At 72.6% G+C, this 25,540-nt stretch carries 22 protein-coding genes; 12 read left to right on the top strand and 10 right to left on the bottom strand.

The window, feature by feature from the left end; all coding sequences use genetic code 11:
* Positions 1-697: 697 nt before the first annotated feature.
* A complete protein-coding gene (locus LPA41_RS23280) occupies positions 698-1,600 on the bottom strand; it encodes a LysR family transcriptional regulator (protein ID WP_229072877.1) in 903 nt (300 codons plus the stop codon).
* 104 nt (positions 1,601-1,704) lie between these two features.
* Between LPA41_RS23280 and LPA41_RS23275 the strand changes: the two genes are divergently transcribed.
* The gene (locus tag LPA41_RS23275; protein ID WP_229072876.1) at positions 1,705-5,055 is read left to right on the top strand and encodes a bifunctional proline dehydrogenase/L-glutamate gamma-semialdehyde dehydrogenase; all 3,351 of its coding nucleotides are present in this window, start codon (positions 1,705-1,707) and stop codon (positions 5,053-5,055) included.
* A gap of 67 nt (positions 5,056-5,122) precedes the next feature.
* Here the strand turns inward: LPA41_RS23275 and LPA41_RS23270 are convergent, their stop codons facing one another.
* Positions 5,123-5,746: a maleylpyruvate isomerase N-terminal domain-containing protein gene (locus LPA41_RS23270; protein WP_229072875.1), complete on the bottom strand. Its 624-nt coding sequence runs from the start codon at positions 5,744-5,746 to the stop codon at positions 5,123-5,125.
* A 59-nt stretch (positions 5,747-5,805) separates the two neighbouring features.
* Between LPA41_RS23270 and LPA41_RS23265 the strand changes: the two genes are divergently transcribed.
* Complete coding sequence (locus tag LPA41_RS23265) at positions 5,806-6,396, top strand: HAD family phosphatase (protein WP_229072874.1); 591 nt, start codon at positions 5,806-5,808, stop codon at positions 6,394-6,396.
* Positions 6,397-6,432: 36 nt separating this feature from the next.
* Complete coding sequence (locus tag LPA41_RS23260) at positions 6,433-6,888, top strand: hypothetical protein (RefSeq protein ID WP_229072873.1); 456 nt, start codon at positions 6,433-6,435, stop codon at positions 6,886-6,888.
* Between the two features lie 15 nt (positions 6,889-6,903).
* Here LPA41_RS23260 and LPA41_RS23255 read toward each other — a convergent pair whose 3' ends face one another.
* Together LPA41_RS23255 and LPA41_RS42020 are read right to left on the bottom strand one after the other, a co-directional pair.
* The gene (locus LPA41_RS23255; protein WP_308036599.1) at positions 6,904-8,043 is read right to left on the bottom strand and encodes an aldehyde dehydrogenase family protein; all 1,140 of its coding nucleotides are present in this window, start codon (positions 8,041-8,043) and stop codon (positions 6,904-6,906) included.
* Complete coding sequence (locus LPA41_RS42020; protein WP_255690147.1) at positions 8,040-8,369, bottom strand: aldehyde dehydrogenase family protein; 330 nt, start codon at positions 8,367-8,369, stop codon at positions 8,040-8,042. Before LPA41_RS42020 ends, LPA41_RS23255 begins: the two co-directional genes overlap by 4 nt.
* Before the next feature lie 66 nt (positions 8,370-8,435).
* Here LPA41_RS42020 and LPA41_RS23250 point away from each other — a divergent pair, with 66 nt between their 5' ends.
* The 4 genes from LPA41_RS23250 (at position 8,436) to LPA41_RS23235 (ending at position 12,930) form a co-directional block, all read left to right on the top strand.
* Positions 8,436-9,257, top strand: a complete 822-nt coding sequence (locus LPA41_RS23250) for an IclR family transcriptional regulator (RefSeq protein ID WP_229072872.1) — start codon at positions 8,436-8,438, stop codon at positions 9,255-9,257.
* Positions 9,258-9,352: 95 nt separating this feature from the next.
* Positions 9,353-10,813, top strand: coding sequence for a benzaldehyde dehydrogenase (locus tag LPA41_RS23245; RefSeq protein ID WP_229072871.1), 1,461 nt, complete (start codon positions 9,353-9,355; stop codon positions 10,811-10,813).
* Positions 10,814-11,738: 925 nt separating this feature from the next.
* On the top strand, positions 11,739-12,563 hold the full coding sequence (locus tag LPA41_RS23240; RefSeq protein WP_229072870.1) for an aldo/keto reductase: 825 nt from the start codon (positions 11,739-11,741) through the stop codon (positions 12,561-12,563).
* 97 nt (positions 12,564-12,660) lie between these two features.
* Positions 12,661-12,930: a YggT family protein gene (locus LPA41_RS23235; RefSeq protein ID WP_229072869.1), complete on the top strand. Its 270-nt coding sequence runs from the start codon at positions 12,661-12,663 to the stop codon at positions 12,928-12,930.
* A 63-nt stretch (positions 12,931-12,993) separates the two neighbouring features.
* Here the strand turns inward: LPA41_RS23235 and LPA41_RS23230 are convergent, their stop codons facing one another.
* Positions 12,994-13,968, bottom strand: a complete 975-nt coding sequence (locus LPA41_RS23230; protein WP_229072868.1) for an alpha/beta fold hydrolase — start codon at positions 13,966-13,968, stop codon at positions 12,994-12,996.
* A 23-nt stretch (positions 13,969-13,991) separates the two neighbouring features.
* Here LPA41_RS23230 and LPA41_RS23225 point away from each other — a divergent pair, with 23 nt between their 5' ends.
* Positions 13,992-16,193 (top strand): ATP-dependent RecD-like DNA helicase, encoded by a 2,202-nt coding sequence (locus LPA41_RS23225; protein ID WP_229072867.1) that lies wholly within the window; start codon positions 13,992-13,994, stop codon positions 16,191-16,193.
* 792 nt (positions 16,194-16,985) lie between these two features.
* On the top strand, positions 16,986-17,633 hold the full coding sequence (locus LPA41_RS23220) for a DUF4360 domain-containing protein (RefSeq protein WP_229072866.1): 648 nt from the start codon (positions 16,986-16,988) through the stop codon (positions 17,631-17,633).
* 7 nt (positions 17,634-17,640) lie between these two features.
* Here the strand turns inward: LPA41_RS23220 and LPA41_RS23215 are convergent, their stop codons facing one another.
* The 5 genes from LPA41_RS23215 to dhaK all read right to left on the bottom strand — a co-directional run bounded on the left by LPA41_RS23215 (position 17,641) and on the right by dhaK (position 23,328).
* A complete protein-coding gene (locus tag LPA41_RS23215) occupies positions 17,641-19,119 on the bottom strand; it encodes a YibE/F family protein (protein ID WP_229072865.1) in 1,479 nt (492 codons plus the stop codon).
* A gap of 61 nt (positions 19,120-19,180) precedes the next feature.
* Positions 19,181-19,957 (bottom strand): acetoacetate decarboxylase family protein, encoded by a 777-nt coding sequence (locus LPA41_RS23210; RefSeq protein ID WP_229072864.1) that lies wholly within the window; start codon positions 19,955-19,957, stop codon positions 19,181-19,183.
* A 43-nt stretch (positions 19,958-20,000) separates the two neighbouring features.
* Entirely contained in the window at positions 20,001-21,569 is a 1,569-nt protein-coding gene (locus LPA41_RS23205) for a methyl-accepting chemotaxis protein (protein WP_229072863.1), read from the bottom strand.
* 126 nt (positions 21,570-21,695) lie between these two features.
* The gene (gene dhaL, locus LPA41_RS23200; RefSeq protein WP_229072862.1) at positions 21,696-22,328 is read right to left on the bottom strand and encodes a dihydroxyacetone kinase subunit DhaL; all 633 of its coding nucleotides are present in this window, start codon (positions 22,326-22,328) and stop codon (positions 21,696-21,698) included.
* A 1-nt stretch (position 22,329) separates the two neighbouring features.
* Positions 22,330-23,328: a dihydroxyacetone kinase subunit DhaK gene (gene dhaK, locus LPA41_RS23195; protein ID WP_229072861.1), complete on the bottom strand. Its 999-nt coding sequence runs from the start codon at positions 23,326-23,328 to the stop codon at positions 22,330-22,332.
* Between the two features lie 97 nt (positions 23,329-23,425).
* Here dhaK and dhaM point away from each other — a divergent pair, with 97 nt between their 5' ends.
* The 3 genes from dhaM (at position 23,426) to LPA41_RS23180 (ending at position 25,517) form a co-directional block, all read left to right on the top strand.
* Positions 23,426-23,812, top strand: a complete 387-nt coding sequence (gene dhaM, locus LPA41_RS23190) for a dihydroxyacetone kinase phosphoryl donor subunit DhaM (protein ID WP_229072860.1) — start codon at positions 23,426-23,428, stop codon at positions 23,810-23,812.
* Entirely contained in the window at positions 23,796-24,056 is a 261-nt protein-coding gene (locus LPA41_RS23185) for an HPr family phosphocarrier protein (protein ID WP_229072859.1), read from the top strand. The genes dhaM and LPA41_RS23185 overlap by 17 nt, the downstream gene beginning before the upstream one ends.
* 123 nt (positions 24,057-24,179) lie before the next feature.
* Positions 24,180-25,517: an endo-1,4-beta-xylanase gene (locus LPA41_RS23180; protein ID WP_229072858.1), complete on the top strand. Its 1,338-nt coding sequence runs from the start codon at positions 24,180-24,182 to the stop codon at positions 25,515-25,517.
* The last annotated feature ends 23 nt before the right edge of the window (positions 25,518-25,540 follow it).

The following is a 25,540-nucleotide window of genomic DNA, read 5'->3' as shown; positions in this document are numbered from 1 at the left end:
TCGCCGCTTGGTGCTGATTGGACGGTCGGGTCCGCTGGGTCCGGCCGGCGGATCCGGATAGTTGGTGACCGGATCGAGGCGCTTGTGCTTGTGGTCGCTTCGGAGCGGTCTCAGCGGCCATGAACGCGAGCCGGCTCGGCTCGGCTCGGCTCGGCTCGGCCCGGCTCGGCCCGGCCCGGCTTGGCTCGGCCCGGCTTGGCTCGGCCCGGCTTGGCTCGGCCCGGCTTGCGCTTGTGGTCGCCGGAACACGCTCTCCAGCAGCCGTGCCCACGCCACGATGATCCTCCAGGGCGTGCGGAACGCCGGAGACGCGGCCCTGCCCCCTTCCCCCCGACGCCAAGGCCCGCGAGGAACTCGCCTTCGTTCTGCGATCCGGTGGGGGCGCCGCGCCCACTCCCGCGGCTGAGCCACGGGTGCCGAGGCGTCACCGCGGGCTCTCCGGTGGCGGAGCCGGCACGCACACCGAGATGTTGATCTGCTGGCGATGCGAAATCGCGGTTTCCACCCCTTGATCACCGCGATTTTGCATCGCTAGCAGATCAACAAGGCCGCGCGGAGGCCACGCTGCGCGGAGGCCACGCTGCGCGGGGGCCACGCTGGCACGGCGGAGGCCAAGGCCGGGCGGAGCGGAGGCCGCGCGGGGACCACGCTGCGCAGGGGCGACCGCGCGGGAGAAGGCCAGCGGGGAAGGCCGTTGTCAGGGCGGGGGTGGCTGGACGGCCTCGGTCAGCGCCTCGCGCAGGGCTCGGGCGGCCGGTGACGCCGCGCCGGCGAGGCGCTGGGCTGTGAAGATGGTGCGGCGGGGGCGGCCGTCCAGGTCCAGCAGCCGGCATGAGGTGTCGCGGCCCGCCCACACCAGGTCCGGGATGAGGGCTACGGCGTTGCCCGATTCCACGAGCCGGATGTGTGCCTGCAGGTCGGCCGTCTCGTAGCGGACGTCGGGTTCGAAACCGGCCCGCCGGCACAGCTGTTCGGCGAAGTGCCGGGATGCGGCGCCGCGCGGTTCCATCACCCACGGCATGTGCCGGGCGCCAGGCAACGAGTCCACCGGGTGCAGCGACACCGCCGCCGGTGGCAGCGCGAGGCGAATCGCGTCGGTTGTCAGATCGCGCCTATCCAGGCCGGGATGGTGCGGGGCGGCGTGCGCCGGGTATTGCTCTGCGATGACCATGTCGAAGTCCCGCGCCCAGGTTTCCCGGAGGGCTTCCTCGGGTTCGCGCTGGACCATTTCGACGCGGACGCCGGGGAAACGCACCGCCATCGCCCGCAGCGTGGCCGGCATGAACGCCAGCGCCGCCGACTGGAAGACCGCGAGCCGGACCCGGCCGCTGACCCCGGTCGCGGCCGCCTGCAGCCGGGCCTCGGCACGTTCCAGGGTGTCCAGGATTTCGCCGACCGACGCGACGAGCACCTCGGCCTGCGGGGTGAGCTGGACCCGGCGGCCGGCTTTGCGCAGCAGCTGGGTGCCGGTCTCCTTCTCCAGCTGGCTGAGCTGCTGGCTCACCGCGGACGGGGTGAAGTTGAGCGCTTCGGCGACCGCGGCGATCGTGCCCCGGACGGCCAGTTCGCGGAGCAGGATCAGACGACGGATCTCGAGCACCAGCAACACGTTAGCCGAACTGAAGAGTACTGCTCACAAAGCATCGCTTTTCCTAACCGGATGCGCGGACTCACACTGTTGCCGAAACCGGAAGGAGTATCTCGATGACTGAGATCGCGGAAGAGACGATCGCCCTGGTACGGCGCTGGCTGCGTGAGGCGGCGGACGTTCCCGTCGGCGGCTCCGCGGCCCAGCTCGCCGGGGTGCTGCGCGACCCCAAGGGTCTAGCGTTCACGGTCGGCTTCGTGGACGGCGTGATCCGCCCCGAGGACAAGCGGGTCAGCGCCCGGGCCCTGCGCGCCCTGGCCAGCGACGTGCCGCGCTTCCTGCCGATCCACCTGCGTGCCGCGGTGAAGGCCGGCGGCGCGCTCGCCCCGATCATGCCGGGCGTGGTCGTCCCGATCGCCCGCCGGGCCCTGCGCCACATGGTCGGCCACCTGATCGTCGACGCCACCGACGCCCGCCTCGGCAAGGCGATCAAGCGGATCCGTAAGCGCAACGTCCGGCTCAACGTCAACCTGCTCGGTGAGGCCGTCCTTGGCCGCCGCGAAGCCGCCCAGCGCCTGAAGAGCACCGAACGCCTGCTGGCCCGGGACGACGTCGACTACGTGTCGATCAAGGTGTCGTCGACGGTCTCCCCGCACAACCCGTGGGCCTTCGACGAGGCGGTCGACGACATCGCCGAGCAGCTCACGCCGCTCTTCACGCTCGCCGCGCGGACCGGCAAGTTCGTCAACCTCGACATGGAGGAGTACAAGGACCTCGATCTCACGGTCGCGGTCTTCACCCGGCTGCTGGACCGCCCCGAGCTGCTCGGCCTCGAGGCCGGCATCGTGCTGCAGGCCTACCTGCCGGACGCGCTGGGCGCCATGATCGGGCTGCAGGAGTGGTCGGCGGCCCGCCGGGCACGCGGCGGCGCCGGGATCAAGGTGCGCCTGGTCAAGGGCGCGAACCTGCCGATGGAACGGGTCGAGGCGGAGCTGCACGGCTGGCCGGTCGCGACCTGCGACAGCAAGCAGGCCACCGACACCAACTACAAGCGGGTGCTCGACTACGCCCTGCACCCGGACCGGATCCGTAACGTGCGCCTCGGCGTGGCGGGCCACAACCTGTTCGATGTCGCGTACGCCTGGATCCTGGCCGGTCGGCGCGGGGTCCGCGACGGCATCGAGTTCGAGATGCTGCTCGGCATGGCCGAGGGCCAGGCCGAGGCGGTGCGGCGCGAGGTGGGCGGGCTGCTGCTCTACACCCCGGTGGTACGCCCGGAGCAGTTCGACGTGGCCATCGCCTACCTGATCCGCCGTCTCGAAGAGGGCGCCAGCACCGACAACTTCATGTCCGCGGTGTTCGAGCTGCACACCTCGCAGGACCTGTTCGCCCGCGAGGAGCAGCGGTTCCGCGCCTCGCTGGCCGACCTCGACGACACCGTTCCGGCGCCGCACCGGGTGGCCGACCGGTTCGCCGCCGTGCCCCGGTCCGAGCCGGGCCGGTTCGTGAACACCCCGGACACCGACCCCGCCGTGGCCGTGCACCGGGACCGGGTCCGCGAGATCCTGGCCCGCGTGCCCGCCTCCCCGCTCGGCCTCGACCTGCCCCGGATCCACGCGCGGCCGGAGCTGGACGCCGCGCTGGAGAAGGCCGCCGCCGCGACGTGGGGCGGCGCCGACCGCCGGGCGGTGCTGCACCGGATCGGCGAGGCCCTGGAGTCGCAGCGCGACACGCTGCTCGAGGTGATGGCCGCCGAGGCCGGCAAGACTGTCGACCAGGCCGACCCGGAGGTCTCCGAGGCGATCGACTTCGCGCACTACTACGCCGAGCTCGCCGCCGAACTGGCCGCGACCGACGGCGCCGCGCCGGCGCCGGCCCGGCTCACCCTGGTCACGCCGCCGTGGAACTTCCCGGTCGCGATCCCGGCCGGCTCGGTGCTGGCCGCCCTGGCCGCCGGCTCGCCCGTGGTCCTCAAGCCCGCCGGCCCGGCCGAGCGCTGCGGCACCGTCCTCGCCGGGATCATCCGGGCCGCGCTCGGCGCCGCCGGCGCGGACCCCGACCTGGTCACGCTGCTGCAGGTCGAGGAGAACGAACTGGGCCGCGAACTGATCGCGCACCCGCTCGTCGACCGGGTCATCCTGACCGGCGCCTACGAGACGGCCGAGCTGTTCCGCTCGTTCCGTACCGACCTGCCGCTGCTCGCCGAGACCAGCGGCAAGAACGCGATAATCGTGACGCCGAGCGCCGACCTGGACCTCGCGGTCAAGGACGTGGTGTCGTCCGCGTTCGGCCACGCCGGCCAGAAGTGCTCGGCCGCCTCCCTGGTCGTGCTGGTCGGCAGCGTCGCGAAGTCCGACCGGTTCCGGACGCAGCTGCTGGACGCGGTGTCGTCCCTGGAGGTCGGCTACCCCACCGACCCGCGCAGCCAGGTGGGCCCGCTCGTCGAACCGGCCGCCGGCAAGCTGCTCGACGGTCTCACCACGCTGGGCGCCGGTGAGCGCTGGCTGATCGAGCCACGCTCGCTCGACGACTCGGGCAAGCTGTGGAGCCCGGGCATCCGGGACGGCGTACGGCGCGGGTCCGCGTACCACCGCACCGAGTACTTCGGCCCGATCCTCGGCATCATGACCGCGGACACCTTGGACGAGGCGATCGACCTGGTCAACGACGTCGACTTCGGTCTCACGTCGGGCCTGCACTCGCTCGACGCCGGTGAGATCCGGACCTGGCTGGACCGGGTCCAGGCCGGCAACCTCTACGTGAACCGCGGCATCACCGGCGCGATCGTACGGCGCCAGCCGTTCGGTGGCTGGAAGCGCTCGGCGGTCGGCCCCGGCACCAAGGCGGGCGGCCCCAACTACCTGGTCGGCCTCACCGGCTGGGAGCCGCGCCCCGCCACCGCCGGCGCCGAGGTCACCGACGCCGGGGTGCGCGACCTGCTCGCTGCCGCCGCCGCGGTGCTCGGCGACGAGGACCGGGCCCGCCTGGATCGGGCCGCGCGCAGCGACGCCGCGTTCCCGCTGGCCGCGAGCGACGTCTCGGCCCTGGGCGCGGAGCGCAACGTGCTGCGGTACCTGCCGTGCCCCGTGACGGTCCGGCTCGCCGCCGACGGTGCGGTCGCCGACCTGGTGCGGGTGCTCGCGGCGGGCACGCTGGCCGGCGCCGAGCTGCGGGTCTCCACCGCGGTGCCGCTGCCGGCGGCGCTGGCGGCCCGGTTCCCGGGTGCGGTGGTCGAGGACGACGCGGCGTTCGCGGCGGGTCTCGGCGCCGGCCGGGTCCGGCTGGTCGGCGGGTCCGCCACCGCGCTGGCCGAGGCGACCGGCGGCCGCCCGGACCTCGCCGTCTGGGCCGGTCCGGTGACCGAGTCCGGCCGGGTGGAGCTGCTGCCGTTCGTCCGCGAGCAGGCCGTCAGCATCACCGCGCACCGCTTCGGCAACCCGCTCGCGCTGGCCGCCGAAGTCCTCTGAGGCCGCCGCCGCTGCGGGGCCCGCCGACGGCCCCGCAGCGCGAGTCCTCCCCCGGCCTCGCGCCGGGTCAGACGACGGAGAAGCCGGGTGGCAGCGGGCCGCGGCCGGTCAGCGCGCGCAGCGCGGCCGGTCCGTCGCCCACCGCCACCGCGGTCCGGGCCGCCAGCGCGGCCGCCTCGGTGAGGGTGTCCTGGTCGAACGTGATCGGGACACCCGCCGCCACGGCCGCGTCGGAACCGTGCACCACCAGCTCGAACGTCCGGGTCGGCAGCCAGTCCGCCACCCGCATGCCGCCCGCCGGCGTGGCCACCAGGTCGTCGTCGGTCGCGGCGGCCAGTGCGCCGGTGGCCCGGCCCACGAACGCGCCCACCGCGTCCGCCGGCCGGTCGCCGAGGGCTTTCCCGGTGCTGCGGGCATCGTCGGCGGACGCCGCCCGGGCCGCGCGCACCACCGCTTCGGGCGCCGTGCGGGCGGCCGCGAAATACCACTCCGGTCCGGGGACCACCAGCATCGGCGCGCGCTGGGCCAGCACGTCCGGGACCTGACGCAACGCCGAGCTCACCGTGTGCCCGAGCAGGTCCCGCAGCGTCCAGTCACCGAGTCCCGGTCCGTCGAGCCGGTCCGGCGGGATGCGCGAGACCAGGTCGGTGAAGGCGATGGCGGCGGAGCGGTACGTACGGCGGTAGTCCATGTCACCAACCTGCCACGCGCCGGCCCGGCGGTCGAACGGCGGTCGGTAACGTCGTCCCGGTGCTGCTACCCGTGCCCGAGGGCGAATTCCAGGCCTACCTCTTCGACTGCGACGGAACGATCACCGACTCGATGCCGGCGCACTACCTGGCCTGGCAGGCCGCGCTGGCCGAGTGGGGCGGCGTCTTCCCGGAGGACCTGTTCTACGCGTGGGGCGGCCGGCCGATCGCCGACATCGTCGCCGACCTGAACGCGCGGCAGGGCCTGGACATGCCGGTGCACCGGGTCGCCGAGCGCCAGGAGGAGCTCTTCCGGGCCGGGCTGCCGGACATCAAGGGGGTGCCGGGCGTGCTCGCGCACATCGAGGAGTCGTACGGGAAACTGCCGTTCGGGGTCGTCTCCGGCAGCACCCGGCTGGCCGTCACCGCGTCGCTGGAGGCGCTGGGCCTGCTCGACCGGTTCGAGGTGCTGGTCTGCGCCGGGGAGTACCCGCGGCCCAAGCCGTTCCCGGACGCCTACCTGCGCGGCGCCGAGCTGCTCGGTGTCGACCCGGCGCGCTGCCTGGTCTTCGAGGACACCGAACTGGGCATGCGGGCCGCCGCGGCCGCCGGCATGGCCGCCGTCCGGGTGCCGCCGCCCTGGGAGCGCTAGCTGGCGCGGGTGGTGACGGTTTCCTATGATCGGCCCATGCTGAAAGCCGAAGGACGTGGCTTCTGGAAGAACAAGTACGACCTGCTCCACGACGGGGTGAAGGTCGCCTGCTGGGACCCGAGCATGTGGTCCACCGGCGGCAGCTTCACCCTCGACGGCCGGTCCTACCGGGTGCGGGCGAACGGCTGGGGCACGAAGTACACGATGACCGACGACCAGGACGCGGTGCACGCCTCCGCGGTCCGGGTCGGCCGCAAGAACTGGACCGTCGAGGCCGACGGCCGGGTCTACGAGTTCCAGCGGACGTCGTCGTGGCGCAACGACCAGCAGCTGGTGCACAACGGCATCCCGGTGGGCACGATCAAGCGGCGCAACTCCTTCAGCTCGAAAGTGGAGGCCGACCTCCCTGGGCTGCCGCTGCCGGTGCAGATCTTCGTGCTGGGTGTGCTGATCTCCCTGTGGAACTCGCAGGCCGCCGCGGCCGCCGCCTGAGACGCGACCGGCCGGTCAGAACGGGAAGGCGCGCGGCCCGTCGCGCGCCGTCACCCACTGGACCTCGGTGAACTCCTCGGCCGCGAACCCGGTCCCGAACCGGCCGGCCCCGCTCTCCTTCACCCCGCCGAACGGCATCTGCGGCTCGTCGTTGACCGGCTGGTCGTTGACGTGCACGATGCCCGCCGCCAGCCGCCGCGCCAGCTCCAGCCCCCGATAGGGGTCACCGGTGATCACCCCCGCGGTCAGCCCGAACGCCGAGGCGTCGGCCCGGCGCAGGGCGTCCTCGGCATCGTCCGCCTCCTCCAGCAGCACCACCGGCCCGAACGTCTCGTCGAAGGCCAGTTCCGCCTCGGCGGGCACCCCGGTCAGCACGGTCGGCGGGAAGCAGCGGCCGGTGGCGGTACCGCCGGTCAGCAGCGTCGCGCCGAGGTCGACCGCCTCGCGGACCCGGCGTTCGAGCAGCGACAGCGCCCACTCGTTGATCACCGGGCCGATCACGGTCGCCGGGTCGGCCGGGTCCCCGATCGGCAGCCGGGCGGCCCGGTCCACGAACCGCTCGGTGAACTCCGCGGCGATCGACCGGTCCACGATGATCCGGCGCGCGCACATGCAGGTCTGGCCGCTGTGCACGAAAGCGCCGTAGGCGGCGGCAGCGACCGCGTACCCGACGTCCGCGTCGCCGAGCACCAGCAGCGGGTTGTGGCCGCCGAGCTGGAGCACCGGTCGTTTCAGGTGGCGGCCGGCCAGCTCGGCGATGCGCCGGCCGGTCACCGTGGAGCCGGTGAAGCTGATCCGGCGGACCGCCGGGTCGGCGATCAGCGCCTCGGCCACCGCACCGGCCTCACCGGGCGCGTGGGTGACCACGTTGAGCACCCCGGCGGGCAGGCCGGCCTCGGCGAACAGCTCGGCCCAGAACGCGCCACCGGTGTACGGCGCCTCCTCGGACGGTTTCAGCACCACCGTGTTGCCGAGCGCGATCGGGCCGGCCAGGGCGCGGCCGGACAGCACGAGGGAAGCGTTCCAGGGGGCGATCGCGGCGACCACGCCGACCGGGCGGCGCATCGCCACGGCGCGGGTGCCGGGCACGTCGGACGGCAGCACCTGGCCGGTCGGGGCGTACCCGAGGGCGGCGGCCTGGCGCAGCAGGTTCACGCAGAGTCGAGCTGGACGCCGGCGAAGACGGCACCGCAGCCGGTCTCGGCGGCGAGCAGGCGGCGGACCCGGTCGCGCCGGTCGTGCAGCAGCGTGGCCGCCCGCAGGAAGATCTCCTGCCGCCGGCCGGGCGGGGCGGCGGCCCACTGCGGGAAGGCCGCCGACGCTGCCGCGACCGCGGCGCGGGCGTCCTCGGCGTCACCGGCCGCGACCCGGGCGAGGACGGCGCCGGTCCACGGGGTGTGCTTGACGAACGTGCGGCCACTTGCGGCGTCGACCCGGACGCCGCCGATGTGGTGCCGCACGGTACTGAGGTCCTGGTCCATCGCGCTGCACATGCTAGCGCCCGCCGCGGGTGTTTCACGGAGTCGAACGGCTGGCTACGATGCGGCATGGCCGTCGACGAGGACGCCGCTGCCGGCAGCGGTTTCTCCCAGTCCCTGGAGCGCGGGCTGGCGATCCTGTCGGCGTTCGGCGCGGATCGCCCGGTGCTGGGCATCGCCGAGGTGTCCCGGGCCGTGTCGCTGACCAAGAGCACCACCCACCGGTACGTGGCGACCCTGGCCCGGCTCGGCTATCTGGCGCAGGACCCGGAGACCAAGAAGTACGCGCTCGGTCCGCGGGCCACCGACCTGGGGTTCGCCGCGATCACCTCGCTGGACGTCAACCGGGTGGGTGCGCCCTGCCTGCAGGCACTGGCCGACGAGACCGGGTACACGGTGAGCATGGCCGTGCTGGACGGTCCCGACATCGTCTACGTCGAGCGGCGCCGCGGCGGCCGGACCACCGGCGGGTACGCTCTCGGACTGGACCTGCAGGTCGGTTCGCGACTGCCGGCGTACTGCACGTCGATGGGGAAGGTGCTGCTGGCGTACCAGGAGCCGGCCGTGCTGCGCGGGCTGCTGGACCGCAGCGACTTCGCCCGGCGCGGGCCGCGGACGCTCACCAACCGCGAGCAGCTCACCGCGGACCTGGCCCGGATCCGGCGGAGCGGCGTGGGCGTCAACGACGAGGAGCTGGCGGCCGGGCTGCGGTCGGTGGCGGCGCCGGTGCGCGACCGCACCGGGCGGGTCGTCGCGGCGATCAACATCGCGGTGCACCTGACGGTCTGGTCCACGACGGCCGATGCGGTGGTGAGCCGTCTGGACCGGCCGTTGCGGCAGACCGCCGCCGAGATCTCCAGCCGGCTGGGTCATCGCCAGACGTTCCAGTAGCCGAAACACCGTCTCGGCAGGTCGAACGTTCCGTTGATCTGCCGGAAACATGGGCCTACCGTCAGCGCACCCCAGCACGTACGGAGGCGCGCATCATGCTCCTGGACGACACCACCTGGACCGGCAACATCTTCCTCGGCGGCGCCTGGCGGCCGGGCCGCGGCGACGGGTACGACGTCGTCGAGCCCGCCACCGGCGCGGTGCTCGGACGGATCGGCCAGGCCACCCCCGCGGACGTCGACGAGGCGGCACGCCAGGCCGCGGCGGCGCAGCGGGCCTGGGCCGCGACACCGCACCCGGTCCGGGCCGCGGTGCTGCGCCGGGCCGGGCAGCTCTGGGCGGAGCACGCCGCGGAGATCAGCGACTGGAACGTCCGGGAGGTCGGCGCGATCCCGCCGATGGCCGGGTTCGCGCTGCACACCGCCGAGCAGGAGTGCTACGAGGCGGCGTCGCTGCCCGGCCGCCCGTACGGCGAACTGCTGCCCAGTGAGGAACCGCGCCTGTCGATGGCCCGCCGGATGCCGGCCGGCGTCGTCGCGGTGATCGCCCCGTTCAACGTGCCGATCATCCTGGCCATCCGCTCGGTCGCCCCGGCCCTCGCGCTCGGCAACGCGGTGATCCTCAAGCCGGACCCGCGCACCGCGGTCACCGGCGGCGCCACCCTGGCCCGGATCTTCGAGGAGGCCGGCCTGCCCGCGGGTGTGTTCCAGGTGCTGCCCGGCGGCGCCGACGTGGGCGAGGCCCTGGTCACGCACCCGCTGGTCCGGGTCATCTCGTTCACCGGGTCCACCGCCGCCGGCCGCCGGGTCGGCGCGCTCGCCGGGCAGCACCTCAAGCGGGCGCACCTGGAGCTGGGCGGCAACTCGGCGCTGATCGTGCTGGCTGACGCGGACGTCGAGGCGGCCGTGAACGCGGCCTCCTTCGGCTCCTGGTTCCATCAGGGGCAGATCTGCATGACGACCGGGCGGCACCTGGTCCACGAGCGGCTGCACGACGAGTTCGTGGAACGGCTCGCCGCCAAGGCCGCCGCGTTGCCGGTCGGCGACCCGGCCCGGGAGACCGTCGTCCTCGGGCCGATCATCGACGCCGGGCAGCGCGACAAGATCCATGACGTGGTGACCCGCTCGACGGGGTACGGCGCCCGGATCGCGGCCGGCGGCACCTACCGTGATCTCTTCTACGCGCCGACCGTGCTCGCCGACGTCGCCGACGACACGCCCGCGTTCGTCGAGGAGATCTTCGGTCCGGTCGCGCCGGTGCTGCGGTTCTCCGACGAGGCGGAGGCGGTCCGGCTCGCGACGGCCAGCGAATACGGTCTGTCACTCGGCATTGTGACCCGTGACGTGATGAAAGGCCTCGCCCTGGCCGACCGGGTACCCACCGGCATCGTGCACATCAACGACCAGACCGTCAGTGACGAGGCGAACAGCCCGTTCGGCGGCCTCGCGGCGTCCGGCACGGGTTCCCGCTTCGGTGGACCGGCCGCGAACATCGAGGCGTTCACCGAGACGCGATGGGTCACTGTGCGTGACAAGCCGCCCGCGTACCCGTTCTGAGGAACTTGTTTCCGCACCGTTAAAGCGAGCGTCGGAGGGTTGCGTTACATGCACGTTCATCAATAATGAGCGCCATGCATCGAGCCGAGGAGATACCGGATCCCGGATCCCGGAGCACGACCGGCGCGGGCCTCCGTGACGCCGTACCCCTGAGCATCCCGCCGCCGGACCCCGGCGAACCGGACCCACCGGATCGACCGGGGCAGGCGGCCGGCCCACCGCCGCCGGTGCGCCGCACGCCTGGCGTCCTGCGAAGACTGGTCGGTCTGTGAACCAATCCGCGCGACCGCCGGCCCCACCACCAGCGAGCCGCGCCCCCACGACCGCCGGACTCCCCTCCCCCGGCCCCCGATCGCCACGAAGATCTGGACCGCCGCGAAGCTCCGCATCCCCGCGAAACTCCGCATCCCCCCGGACTGGATCGCCGCGGCGGCCCGGATCAATCGGCACCATCGCACCCTGCCGGATCGGACGAACCCCGCTCACCAGGACCGCGCGCACCGGCCCACCCCCGCCGGCCGGGCGCCGCCTCGCGCGCCCCGCGCACGGACATCGCGTCGCCGGCCCCGGTCGCCGCGACATCGGGATCCGCCCGCACATCGACACCGGAGCCGCCCGGGAACGTGCCGCCGGCGAGCCGGCTCACGTCGCGGGTTCCACCGGTCGCCCGCCGGCCGGCAGCACGGCACTGCCGGCCCGCGAAGGCGCTCCCGTGGGCGGAAGCCGCGGACCCGTGGCGGGCGGACGGGCGGGTGCGGTCGCCCGTACGACAGCGGTGTTGATCGAAGCCGGATCGCCGCACCCGGCGCGCCCACCACCCTGGTCTCCCGGCGCCGGTTCCGGCGAACCACAGTTGGGCTCCCTCGGATCGGGGTAGACGTTGAGCGCGCCCAACCGGCGCGCGCACAACTCCGGAGGGAAATCCATGGCTGACACGCCTGTCATCACGCTCAACAACGGCGTCACGATGCCGCAGATCGGGTTCGGCGTCTACCAGATCCCGGAGGCAGAGACGGCCCAGGCGGTCACCACCGCGATCGAGGCCGGGTACCGCAGCATCGACACGGCCGCCGTATACGGCAACGAGGCCGGCGTCGGCGCGGCCCTGCGGGATGCCGGGATCCCGCGCGACGAACTGTTCGTCACGACGAAGCTGTGGAACAGCGACCAGGGGTACGACGAGACGCTGCGCGCGTTCGACGCCAGCCTGGCCCGCCTCGGGCTGGACCAACTGGACCTCTACCTGATCCACTGGCCGACGCCGAAGCACGGCAAGTACCTGGACACCTGGCGTGCCCTGGAGACGCTGCTCGAGCAGAAGCGGGTCCGCGCCATCGGCGTCTCCAACTTCCTGCCGGAACACCTGCGGGCGGTGGCCGGTCTCGGCGGCACGGTCCCCGCGGTCAACCAGATCGAGGTGCACCCGGCCCTGCAACAGCGCGAGGCGCAGGCCACGAACGCCGAACTCGGTGTGGTGACGGAGGCGTGGAGCCCGCTGGCGCAGGCCGCCGTGCTCAGCGACCCGCGGGTCACCGCGATCGCCGACGCGCACGACCGCACCCCGGCGCAGGTGGTGCTCCGGTGGCACGTGCAGCAGGGCCGCGTGGTCATCCCGAAGTCGGTGACGCCGTCCCGGATCCGGGAGAACCTGGCGATCTTCGACTTCGAGCTGACCGCCGGCGAGCTGGCCGCGATCGACGGGCTGGAGTCGGACGGGCGCACCGGTCCGCACCCGGACCACTTCAACTGAATCCGGGCCGGCGGAATCCGGACCGCACGGAAGCTTAAAGCCGGCTCACAGGAAACCGACTCATAGTGGAGGCACATCCCCGCAGTTGGAGGTCTTGATGCTCCTCGGCCTAGTCAGCCTGGTTCTGCTCCTGTTCCAGTTCGTGCTCATCGCCCGTGCCGTTCTCGACTGGAGTGTGACCCTGGCCGGCCCTGCCATGCCGGGCTCGTTCCGGTCGCAGGCGCTGCGGGGTGTCTACGCCGTCACCGAGCCGGTGCTCGCCCCGGTCCGCCGGGTGATCCCGCCGCTGCGGGTCGGCGGCGTCGCGATCGACCTGTCGTTCATCATCGTGTTCCTGGTGATCGGCCTGATCCGCGCTTTCATCTGAGGCTTCGCGAGAGGAACGGCCGGCCGGAAGGCCGGCCGTTCCGTCGTTGCCGGGCGCGGGCCGTCAGCCCACGATGCCGGTGGCGAACTCCAGCGCCTCGGTGTCGAAGTACGTGCGGCCGCCGTCGTGGCCGTCCCACTCGTAGACCTCGATCCGCTTCGGGCCGGTCAGCGTGTTGAACGCCCCGAAGACGCCGGACGGCGGGCACACGTCGTCCATCAGGCCGACCGAGAGCAGCGCCGGCGCGGTGATCCGCCGGGCGAAGTTGACCCCGTCGACGTGGTCGAGGGTGTTCAGGGTCCGCTCCGCCGCGTACGGGTTGGCCCGCAGGAACCGCACCACCTCGGCGTACGGGTTGACGTCGGTGACCGTGACAGCCCGGCGGATGTCGCACAGGAACGGCACGGCCGACACCACCGCCGAGACCAGGTCCGGCACCAGACCGGCCGCGGCCAGCGACAGCGCGCCGCCCTGGCTCTTGCCGGTGACCACGATCCGCGACGCGTCGACGCCGGGCAGGTCCGCGACGGTCTCCACGGCCCGCGCCGCGTCGGTGATCAGCCGCCGGTAGTAGAACGTGTCCGGCGACTGCACGCCGCGGGTGAGGAAGCCCGGGGTGGACGGGCCGGCGCCGTACTCGTCGGGGTCCGGGGTGTCGCCACCCCGCCAGCCGCCGCCCTGCCCGCGGGTGTCCATGACCAGGTGGGCGTACCCGGCGCTGGCCCAGACCAGCCAGTCGACGGGCAGGCCGCGGCCACCGCCGTACCCGATGAACTCGACCGCCACCGGCAGCGGGCCGGTCGCGCCGGCCGGCCGGTTCAGCCAGGCCCGCACCGGCTGCCCGGCGTAACCGCTGAAGGTGACGTCGTGGGTGGTGATGCCGCGCAGCGGCGTGCGCACCTCGGTCGCCGTGGGCGGGGTCGCCGCACGGCGGGCCGCGTCGAGGGTGCCGGACCAGAACGCGTCGAAGCCGGCCGGTTCCGGCTGCTCGGGACGGTAGGTGCGCAACGTGGGCAGGGGGTGGTCGAACAACGCCATGCCGATCACGCTATGCCCTGCCGATGATCTGTTCCAGGGCGCGAGGCACCATTGCTGACGTGTCCAAGACCCCGCATGTGCTGGAAGCGGTTCTCGAGCGGCTGACCTATGTGAACGAGGAGACCGGTTACACGGTCGCCCGGGTCGCCACCGGCCACGGCTCGGACCTGCTGACCGTGGTCGGTGCCCTGCTGGGCGCGCAGCCCGGTGAGAGCTTGCGGCTCAGCGGCTGGTGGTCGTCGCACCCGCAGTACGGGCGGCAGTTCGAGGTCATCTCGTACACCACGGTCCTGCCGGCGACGATCCAGGGCATCCGGCGTTATCTGGGATCGGGGCTAATCAAAGGCATCGGGCCGGTCTTCGCCGAGCGGATCGTGGACCACTTCGGACTCGAGACGCTGGAGATCATCGAGGAGTCACCGGACCGGCTGATCGAGGTGGCCGGCCTCGGCCCGAAACGGACCGCGAAGATCACCGCGGCGTGGGCCGAGCAAAAGGCGATCAAGGAGGTGATGGTCTTCCTCCAGGGCGTCGGGGTGTCCACGTCGATCGCGGTGCGGATCTACAAGAAGTACGGGGACGCCTCCATCGCGGTGGTGAAGAACTCGCCGTACAAGCTGGCGTCGGACGTGTGGGGCATCGGCTTCAAGACCGCGGACACCATCGCGCAGGCCGTCGGCATCCCGCACGACAGCCCCGAACGGGTGAAGGCGGGCCTGCAGTACACGCTGTCGCAGGCGACCGACAACGGGCACTGTTTCCTCCCCGCCGACCGGCTCACCGAGGAAGCTGCCAAGATCCTCGACGTGCCCGGCGGGCTGATCCCGTCCTGCCTGGCCGAGCTGGTCGAGGAGGAGGGCGTGGTCCGCGAGGACGACGCGGTCTACCTGGTGCCGTTCCACCGCGCCGAGCAGTCGCTGGCCTCGACGCTGCGCCGCAACCTCACCGACCGCGCCGACCGGATGCCGCACTTCGCCGGCGTCGACTGGCCCAAGGCGTTCACCTGGCTGCACAAGCGCACCGGCACCTCGCTCGCCCCCGAACAGGAACAGGCGGTGCGGCTCGCGCTCACCGAGAAGGTCGCGGTCCTGACCGGCGGGCCGGGTTGCGGCAAGAGCTTCACGGTACGGTCGATCGTCGAGCTCGCCGCCGCCAAGCGCGCCAAGATCCAATTGGTGGCACCGACCGGCCGGGCGGCGAAACGGCTCGCCGAACTCACCGGCCACCCGGCCGCGACCGTGCACCGGCTGCTCAAGCTGCAGCCCGGCGGCGACGCCACCTACGACCGGGACAACCCGCTCGACGCCGACCTGATCGTCGTCGACGAAGCCAGCATGCTCGACCTGATCCTGGCCAACAAGCTGGTCAAGGCGGTGCCACCGGGCGCGCACCTGCTGCTCGTCGGCGACGTCGACCAGCTGCCCTCCGTCGGCGCCGGCGAGGTGCTGCGCGACCTGCTGGCCGCCGACGTCATCCCCCGGGTACGGCTCACCCAGATCTTCCGGCAAGCCGCGCAGAGCGGCGTCGTCACCAACGCCCACCGGGTCAACCAGGGCCGGCCGCCGCTGCTCGACGGCCTGGCCGACTTCTTCCTCTTCCCGTGCGACGACACCGAGGCCACGGCGGCGCTCACCGTCGACGTGGCGTGCACCCGGGTGCCCCGCAGGTTCGGCCTCGACCCGCGCCGCGACGTGCAGATCCTCACCCCGATGCACCGCGGCCCGGCCGGCGCGGGAGCGCTGAACACCCTGCTGCAGCAGCAGCTCACCCCCGGCCGCGAAGGGTTGCCGGAGAAGCGGCTCGGCGGCCGGGTCTTCCGGATCGGCGACAAGGTCACCCAGATCCGGAACAACTACGACAAGGGCGCGGCGGGCGTCTTCAACGGCACGGTCGGCGTGGTGACCGGGCTGTCACCCGAGGAGCAGACCCTGACGGTACGCACGGACGAGGACGAGCTGATCGACTACGACTTCGACGAGCTGGACGAGCTGACCCACGCGTACGCCATCACCATCCACCGGTCGCAGGGGTCGGAGTACCCGGCCGTGGTGATCCCCCTGACCACGAGCGCCTGGATGATGCTGCAGCGCAACCTGCTCTACACCGCGATCACCCGCGCCAAACGGCTGGTCGTGCTCGTCGGCTCCCGCCGAGCCCTGGCCGCGGCCGTCCGCACGGTCGGCGCCGGGCGCCGGCACACCGCCCTGGCCCAGCGCCTCGGCTGACCAGGCCACCCCCCCCCGGCCGGTCCCGGGCGCCCACGCGCCTCGCCCCCGCTCCCCCCGCGCCCACGCGCCTCGCCCGCCCGCTCCCCCGCGCCCACGCCTCGCCCGGCCGCTCCCCCGGCCCCCACGCCTCACCCGCCCGCTTTCCGGCGCGAGCTGGTGGGGTTGCCCGCCCGCCGGCTGTCACTCACGGCTGCCAGAGAACGCTCCCCACCAACCACCAGCGACAGCCAGGCCCACCGGCTGACACCCACGGCACCGGCTGTCACTCACGGCTGCCAGAGAACGCTCCCCACCAACCACCAGCGACAGCCAGACCCACCGGCTGACACCCACGGCACCGGCTGTCACTCACGGCTGCCGGAGAACGCTCCCCACCAACCGCCAGCGACAGCCAGACCCACCGGCTGACACCCACGGCACCGGCTGTCACCCACGGCTGCCAGAGAACGCTCCCCACCAACCACCAGCGACAGCCAGACCGACCGGCTGTCACCCACGGCTGCCAGAAAGCGCTTCCCATCAACCGCCAGCGACAGCCGGACCGACCGGGGCACCTCGATGGACGACTGGTGTCGCGGCCGAGTAGCACAGTTACGCGCGGCGCGTGCGGTCATTCGTCAGATCGGGCCGAATGGCCGCCTTTCCCGGACTTCCGTTCGACTGTTTCCGGCATTCGCCATGCCGTTCCGCTAGATCACTATGGTGGGCGATGGAAACAAATAAAGAATCCTATTTGGCGAACAATTTTCCGGTTCGCTCAATGGATTCGAAAACGAACGGAGAATTCTCATGTTGCGAAAGCTGACCGCTGGGGCAGCCGTACTCGGCGCGCTGGCCGCCGCCTCGCCGGCCACCGCCGCCGCAGCCGCGCCGTCGCCGACACCCGACGAGATGATGGTCATCGACGTGGGGTCGGTCAACGGTTCGGGCTGCGACAACGACAGCGCGACCGTCACGGTGTCGCCGGACAACAAGGCGTTCACCGTGTCGTACTCCGAGTACCTCGCGCAGGTCGGACCTGAGGCGAAACCGACCGACTTCCGCAAGAACTGTCTGCTGCAGCTCCAGATCAAGGTGCCGAACGGATTCACGTTCGCCATCGCCACTGCCGACTATCGGGGATTCGCGGACCTGCAGAAGGGCGCGTATGCCGATCAGATCGCCGGTTACTACTTCCAGGGCTATTCGCAGACGAACCACACCCAGCACCGCATCAAGGGCCCGTTCAACGACAACTGGCAGCGCACCGACCAGGTGGGCATCGCGTCGCTGAACTTCCTGAACTGCGGCGATCGGCGGAACCTGAACATCAACACCGAGCTGCGCGTCAACCGCGGCACCTCGGACCGGAAGCTGACCAGCTTCATCACGATGGACGCCACCGACGGCAACCTGGACACGATCTACCGGATCGCCTGGAAGAAGTGCGGCGGCTGACCGTCGCTCAGCGGTCCCGCGTGTCGTCGCGGTCGACGAACGCGGCCCACGGGTCCTCCGGCGGACGCCGCGCCCCGCTCTCCGCGGGCACGGCGCCGCCGGCGGGTGCCGTCGCAGCGGGCCCGGCCCAGTCGGCGGCGGGACCGGTCGAACCAGTAGGACCGGACCAGCCGGCCGAACCCGACGGACCAGTGGAACCTGCCGCACCGACGGAACCGGCCGAACCGGCCGGGCCGGCGGAACCGGCCGGGCCCGCTGGAACGGCGGAACCAGCCGGAGCGCTCACACCGGCAAAAGGCGCGGCCGGCGGGGTGTGCCGGGGCGAGCGGGACGCCAGCAGCGCGGCCAGGGCCGTGGTGATCGGCACGGCGGCGACCAGGCCGATCGTGCCGACCGCGGCGCGGACCAGCTCCTGCGAGATCAGCTGGGAGGTGAGCAGCTCGCTCACCGGGGTGTTGCCGGCGGCGAAGAGCAGCATCAGCGGGAGCGAGGCGCCCGCGTAGGCCAGGACGATCGTGTTGATCACTGAGGCGATGTGGGCGCGGCCGATCCGGGTGGCGGCGCCGTAGAGCCGGCGGAACCCGTACGCCGGATTGGCGAGGGCCAGCTCGGTGACCGTGGCGGACTGGGTGACCGTGACGTCGTCGAGCACTCCCAGCGAGCCGATCACGATGCCGGCCAGCAGCAGGCCCTGCATGTTCACGTCGCCCTGGGTGATCGTCAGGTAGTTGGACGTCTCGTCGGCCACACCGGTCAGGTGCACCGCGGCCGTCGCCACCGCCGCGAGGATCGCCGTGATCGCCAAGCTGGCCAGGGTGCCGGCCACCGCGATCGTCGTGGTGAGACTGAGCCCGTGTGTCAGGTACAGCACGATCAGCATGATCGCGGCGGCACCGACCACCGCCACCATGATGGGTGACCGGCCGTCCAGGATGGCCGGGACGATGAAGAAGAGCAGGATCCCGAAGGTCACCGCGAGCCCGGCCAGGGCGGTCAGTCCTCGCCACCGGCCGAACGCGACCACCGCCAGCGCGAATGCCGCCCCGAGCAGCCAGAGCTGGGTGGACCGCTGATGGTCGGAGATCGAGTAGGACCGGCTGCCGTCCTCCTCGGCCAGGACCAGCAGCACCACGTCGTCACCGGTCGTCACCACGGGCGCGCCCGGACCGCCGGGCACCTCGGTGATGATTTCGGCGCCGTCGTCCAGCCGGACCGTCACGGTCCCGCAGTTCTCCAGCGGCGCCTCGCCCTCGGGCACCTCCGGGCAGGCCTCCGGCGTGATCGCGGTGATCTGCCCGAACGCCCGCTGCGGCCCCTCGCCCTCGGTGCTCCGCGGCGCGTCACGCGGCCACAGCATCAGCATCCCGATCACGGTGAGCAGGACCGCGGGCACCAGCAGCCACAGGGTGAGCCGGCGGGCGCGGGCGGACGCCGGCCACGCCGGGCCGGCGCCGTGGTGATGGTGGTCGTGGCCGGCCTGGTTCATCTCGCTCCTCGTCACGGTCGGCGGTCGGGTGCCCTGCCGAACCGTACCCGGGCGCGCCGGATCACCCGCCGGGGTTCCCCTTCCCGGGGGTACCGGCGGAGCGTGCCCGGTCGGTCGCGGTCCGCCCGAAGCTGAGCCAGAAGTCGGTGATCGCGAGACTCAGCACGGGACGCCGTCCGGCCAGGTATCCGAGCGGGCCCGCCGGGTGGGTGCGCCACGCCGCGTCGGCCGTACGCAATCCGGCACGGCCCCGCACCGGTGTGCGCCGAACCGCGCCGCCCAGGGCCTGAGCCACCGTGAGACCCAGCGGGAAACGGCCCGGCAGCCGCCCCTTGAGCCGGATCAGCGCCGACCCGATCGCCGTGTCCGCGCCAAACCCGGCAGGCGTGCCGGACCCGGCAGGCGTGCCGGAACCGGGGGCCCATGGCATGCCGGAGGCGGGGGCCGCGCCGGGCGCGGCGGCCGGGAGGGTCGCGGACGCGTCGACCAGGGTGTCGTCGGTCGTGTCGATCCGGAGGCCGGCGATCTCCTTGGGGATGCCCCAGAGCCGGCGGCCGCCCTCGCGCGAGGCGATGCTGTCCACCCAGATGTCGGTGATGCTCACCCGGGGCCGGCCGCGCTCGTGCACGAGCATCGCGCTGAGCAGTTCCTGGTAGTGCAGGACGCCGCCGGGTTCGTACCGCACCCAGGCGGCGCCGACGGCGACGCGGCCGCCGACCGTGATCGGCCGGACAGCCGCGTCCAGGACCGGCGGAAGCTGGGGCAGTTTCCGCCGGGGGATCAGGAAGACCGAGAGGTACATCTGTCCGCGCAGGTGCCAGGGCTCGGGCGGGTACATCCCTTTACATTGGCACCTGTCGCTCGGTAGCGGAAGCTGTCGCTCAGTAGCGGAAGCGGGAGACCACCGACTGCAGCTGAGCCGCCGTGACGGTCAGGTCGTCGGCCGCGGTACGCGTCTCGCCGACCGTGTCGGTGGTCCGCCGGGTCGCGTCGGAGACCGTGGTGATCGTCGCCGCGATGTCCCCCGCGCTGCTCGCCGCCTCGGAGAGCGTCCGGTTCATCTCCTGCGTGGTGGCCGTCTGCTCCTCGACCGCCGAGGCGATGGTCAGCTGGAGGCCATTGATCCGCTCGATGATGGTCGAGATCTCGCCGATCGCGATGACCGCGCCGCTGGTGTCGGCCTGGATCGCCTGCACCCGCTGCGAGATGTCCTCGGTCGCCTTCGCGGTCTCCTGCGCCAGGTCCTTCACTTCGCCGGCGACGACCGCGAAGCCCTTGCCGACCTCGCCGGCCCGGGCCGCCTCGATCGTCGCGTTCAGGGCGAGCAGGTTGGTCTGCTCGGCGATGCTGGTGATCACCTTGACCACGGTGGCGATCTCCTCGGAGCTCTCGCCGAGCCGGGCCACGATCGCGTTGGTCTGCGAGGCCACCTGCACCGCCTGCGCGGCCACCTCGGTCGCCTCCGAGGTGGAGACGCTGATGTCGCGGATCGCCGAGCCCATCTCCTGCGAGCCGGCCGAAACGATCTGGAGGTTGCCGGAGACGAGCTCGGCCGCGGCCGACACCGTGCCGGCCTGCGAGGAGGCCTGGTTGGCGGCGGCGTCCACCGCGCTGGAGACGGAGCTGAGCTGCCCGGCCGCGGACTGGATGGTGTTGGCGCTGGCGGCCAGCTGCACCACGTCCTCGCGGAGGCGGGCGAGGCCGTTGTCCAGCGCGACGGCCATCCGGCCGATCTCGTCGCGGCTGGTGACGCCGGAGGTCCGGGTCAGGTCGCCCTCGGCGAGGCCTTCGGCCAGGCGGGAGACGCTCCGGACGGTCTGGCCGACCCGGGACGCGATGTAGAACCCGATCGACAGGCTCAGCAGCAGGCCGGCGGCAAGAACCGCGGCGATCGTCCAGGTGGCGCGGTTGCCGGCGGCCTCGGCGTCGCTGATGCTCTTCTCACCGACGGCCTTGGCCTGCGCCTGCAGGGCGGCCTGGTCCTCGGCCATCGCGGCGCGCAGGGCGGTGTACTCGTCGAGGACGCCGGCGAGCTCGGCCGGCGACGCCTTGGTCCGGTCGGTGCCGATGAACTCCTGGTACGCGGCCCAGTCCTCCTTGGCCTTGGCCACCGCCCCGTCACCCGGCAGGTTGGCGTCGAGCGTGGTCAGCGCCTCCTCGATCGTCTCCTGGTTCGCCGCCATGCTGCTCTGGATCTGGTCGGCCAGGGTCGGGTAGAGCTGGAGCGACGAGACGTTGCCGCTGAACGCCTCGATGCCAGTGCTGTAGGCACCGACCGCCGATTCGATGGCGATCGCCCGGTGCTGCGCGTCGGCGGCATCGTCGTTCAGCGTGCGTACCGTGCTGATCGCCAAGCCACCGACCAGCAGGCCGCTGGCCGCCGCGGTCAGCGCCACGACACCGATCTTCGTGCGTAGCGAGCGATCGTCGAACATCCCACTCAAGCCCATCCCGGCCTCCTCACCGTCCGCCCGTTCTGGGCTCTGCCACGCGCTATCGGCACTCCCGCACGCGGCTTGAGGAGGTGCGGGGCATTTCATTACTATTCTGGATTTACTGGACCCCCGTTGGGGGAATTATCCGGAATTGCCTGCCGACCGGGCCAGAGCGGTGAAAATGAGCGCGGTGGACGTCGCGCCCGGATCCCGGTGCCCGACACTCCGCTCGCCGAGGTAGGAGGCCCGTCCCTTGCGCGCCCGCAGGCCGGCGGTCGCGCCGGCACCCTGCTCGGCCGCGCGGGCCGCCTCGGCCGCCGCCACCGGCAGCGCCGAGCCGGCGGCCACCGCGGCCTCGAACGCGTCCAGGGCCGGCCGGTACGCATCCACGATGGTCTTGTCCCCCGGCTCCGCCCCGCCCAGTTTCCGGACCGACTCCAGACCGGCGTGCAGGCCCGCGACCAGGTCCGGCAGGGTCACCGACGGGCCGGCCGGCAGCGCCTTGCCGAGGGACCGGAACGCGCTGCCGTAGAGCGGGCCGGACGCACCACCCACCGTGGAGATCAGCGTCGTACCGGCCTTCACGAAGACGTCACCGACGTTGGCGAAGGCGCCGGCGTCGAGGGCCGCGACCACGGCGGTGAAGCCGCGGGTCAGGTTGGACCCGTGGTCGCCGTCGCCGATCGCCGAGTCGAGCCGGGTCAGCTCCGGTGCGGCCTCGGCGATCGACGCGGCGGCGGCACGCAGCCACCCGGTGGCGAGGTCCACATCCATGTCAGGCACCCCACCGCAGGCCGGGGGTGACGACCGGCGCGTCCCAGAGCCGCAGCATCTCGTCGTCCACCCGGGTCAGGGTGATCGACAGGCCGGCCATGTCGAGACTCGTCACGTAGTTGCCGACGAGCCGCCGGGCGATCTCGACGCCCCTCTCGCCGAGGATCCGGGCCACCTCGCCGTAAACCAGGTAGAGCTCGATAAGCGGTGTGCCACCCAGGCCGTTGACCAGCACGATCACCCGATCGCCGCGGTCGCGCGGCTTGGCCTCGAGGATCGCGTCGAGAGCGGCGGCGACCAGGTCCCGGGCCGGGCGCAGCGGCTCCCGGCGGCGGCCGGGCTCACCGTGGATGCCGACACCGGCCTCGATCTCGTCGTCCGGCAGGTCGAACCCGGGACGGCCGGCGGCCGGGGTGGTGCCGGCCGTCAACGCGTACGCGAAGGAGGCGGAGCCGATGTTGACCTCGCGCCCGATCGCGGCGACCTCGGTCAGTTTGCCGCCCTCCTCGGCCCGCGCCCCGGCGATCTTCTCGACCAGCAGGGTGGCGCCGGTGCCGCGCCGGCCGGCCGTCCACGTCGAGTCCTCCACCGCCACGTCGTCGTCGACCAGAACCGTCTCCACGGCGACGCCCTCGTCGGCGGCCATCTCCGCGGCGAGCTGGAAGTTCATCACGTCGCCGGTGTAGTTCTTCACCACGTGCACGACACCGGCGCCACCGTCGACGGCCTGGGTGGCGGCGAGGATCTGGTCGGGCACCGGGGACGTGAAGATCTCGCCGGGGCAGGCGGCGTCGAGCATGCCGGTGCCGACGAAACCGCCGTGCAGCGGTTCGTGGCCGGAGCCGCCGCCGGACACCAGCGCGACCTTTCCGGCGCGCGGCGCACCGGCGCGTGCCACGTACTGCCCGGTCGCGTCGACACGCAGCTCCGGATGCGCGGCGGCGAGGCCGGTGAGCGCCTCGGTCACCACGTCGGCGGGATCGTTGATGAACTTCTTCACGATCGGCTCCTTCCTCCAGGGCGGCGGTGCCCTTACGGATCAGCATCGTCGCGTTGCGCGATTGAGCCAACCCTTTCGGTGACTAACATCCATGGACATGGCGCTTGTCGGGATCGTGCTCGTGTCGCACAGCGGAAAACTGGCGGAAGGGGTGCGCGATCTGCTGCGGCAGGTCGCGACGGAGGAGGTCCGCGTGGAACCGGCGGGCGGCACCGCCTCCGGTGAGCTCGGCACCGACGCCGCGGCGATCGAGGCCGCGATCGGGCGGGCGGACACCGGGGCGGGCGTGGTCGTCCTGGCCGACCTGGGCAGCGCGGTGCTGACCACCCGGGCCGTCCTGGCGGACCTGGCGGCGGGGCCGGTGCTGGTGGACGCGCCGTTCGTGGAGGGCGCGGTGGCGGCCGCCGTGCTCGCCTCGACCGGCGCCGACCTGGCAACCGTCGCGGACGCCGCACGGGAGGCCCGCGATGAACCCAAGTTCTGAGATCACGGTGGTCCTGCCGGCGGCGTTGCACGCCCGCCCGGCCGGTGCGGTGGTCCGGGCCGCGGCCGGCTTCGAGGCGAGCGTCGAGGTACGCCATGACGGCCGCACCGCGAGCGCCCGCAGCGCGCTGCGCCTGATGTCGCTGGGCGCCGGCGCGGGCAGCACGGTGGTGGTCGCCGCCGCAGGGGTGGACGCCGATGACGCGGCCGCAGCAGTCGCCGCCGTGCTGCGCGAGGCTTCGTAAGTTTCGGAGCCTGTCACCTGCCAGATCATCCGCTGAACCGGTTGAGGTTTCCGGAACATGTCGGTAGCGTTTCGATGAGCTTCGATCCCCTTCCGCCGAAGCCCGTCCCCAGTGGAGATCCCCATGAGACGCACCCTCGTCCTGCTGACGGCCGGCGCCGTGACCGCCGCCGCCGCCGTCGTCGCCCTCTCACCCAGCGCGAACGCGGCCACCACGCTCGGCGCGGCCGCCGCCGAGAAAGGGCGGTACTTCGGCACCGCCGTCGCCGCCTACAAACTTTCCGACTCCGTCTACTCCGGCATCCTGAACCGGGAGTTCACCTCGGTCACCCCGGAGAACGAGATGAAGTGGGACGCCACCGAGCCGACCCAGGGCACCTTCAGCTTCGGCAGCGCCGACACCATCGTGAACCGGGCGATCGCCAACGGGCAGAAGGTCCGCGGGCACGCCCTGGCCTGGCACTCGCAGCAGCCGTCCTGGGCCGAGAACCTGAGCGGCACCGCGCTGCGCAACGCCATGGTCAACCACGTCACGCAGGTCGCCACGCACTACCGCGGCAAGATCGATTCCTGGGACGTGGTGAACGAGGCCTTCGCCGACGGCGGCAGCGGCGCCCGCCGCGACTCCAACCTGCAGCGCACCGGCAACGACTGGATCGAGGTGGCGTTCCGCACCGCGCGGGCCGCCGACCCGGCCGCCAAGCTCTGCTACAACGACTACAACACCGACGGGCAGAACGCGAAGAGCAACGCGGTGTACGCCATGGTGCGCGACTTCAAGGCCCGCGGCGTGCCGATCGACTGCGTCGGCTTCCAGTCCCACTTCAACGCGCAGTCACCGCTGCCCGCGGACTACCAGGCCAACCTCCAGCGGTTCGCCGACCTCGGCCTCGACGTGCAGATCACCGAGCTGGACATCGAGGGGTCCGGCGCCACGCAGGCCGCGACCTACGCCGCCGCCGTCCGCGCCTGCCTCGCCGTGACCCGGTGCAACGGCATCACCGTGTGGGGCATCCGGGACACCGACTCGTGGCGGGCCAGCGGCACCCCGCTGCTCTTCGACGGCAGCGGCAACCCCAAGCCGGCGTACGCCGCCGTGCTCACCGAACTCGGCGGCGGCACCACCACGCCGAGCTCGCCCGTGCCCAGCTCGCCGTCACCGTCCAGCTCGAACCCGGCGGCCGGCTGCACCGCCACCACCTCGGTGAACGCCTGGACCGGCGGCTTCGTCGTGACCGTCAAGGTGACTGCCGGCGCGACCGCGCTGACCGGCTGGACGGTCGGCGTCACGGTGCCGTCCGGGTCCGCGGTGACGAACACGTGGAACGCCACCGGCGGCGCCTCGGGCACGTTCACCAACGCCGCCTGGAACGGCCGGGTGGCCGCCGGCGGCAGCACCGAGTTCGGCTTCCAGGGCACCGGCGGCGCACCCGCCGGCGCACCGGTCTGCACCGCTCGCTGACGGCGCACCTGTTCGCATCGCTC

Origin of the sequence: Actinoplanes sp. DH11 (assembly GCF_020873875.1) — a bacterium.
Classification (GTDB): Bacteria; Actinomycetota; Actinomycetes; order Mycobacteriales; family Micromonosporaceae; genus Actinoplanes.
Note: the sequence above shows the minus strand (reverse complement) of the source record. Positions and strands in the feature narration are given on the sequence as shown.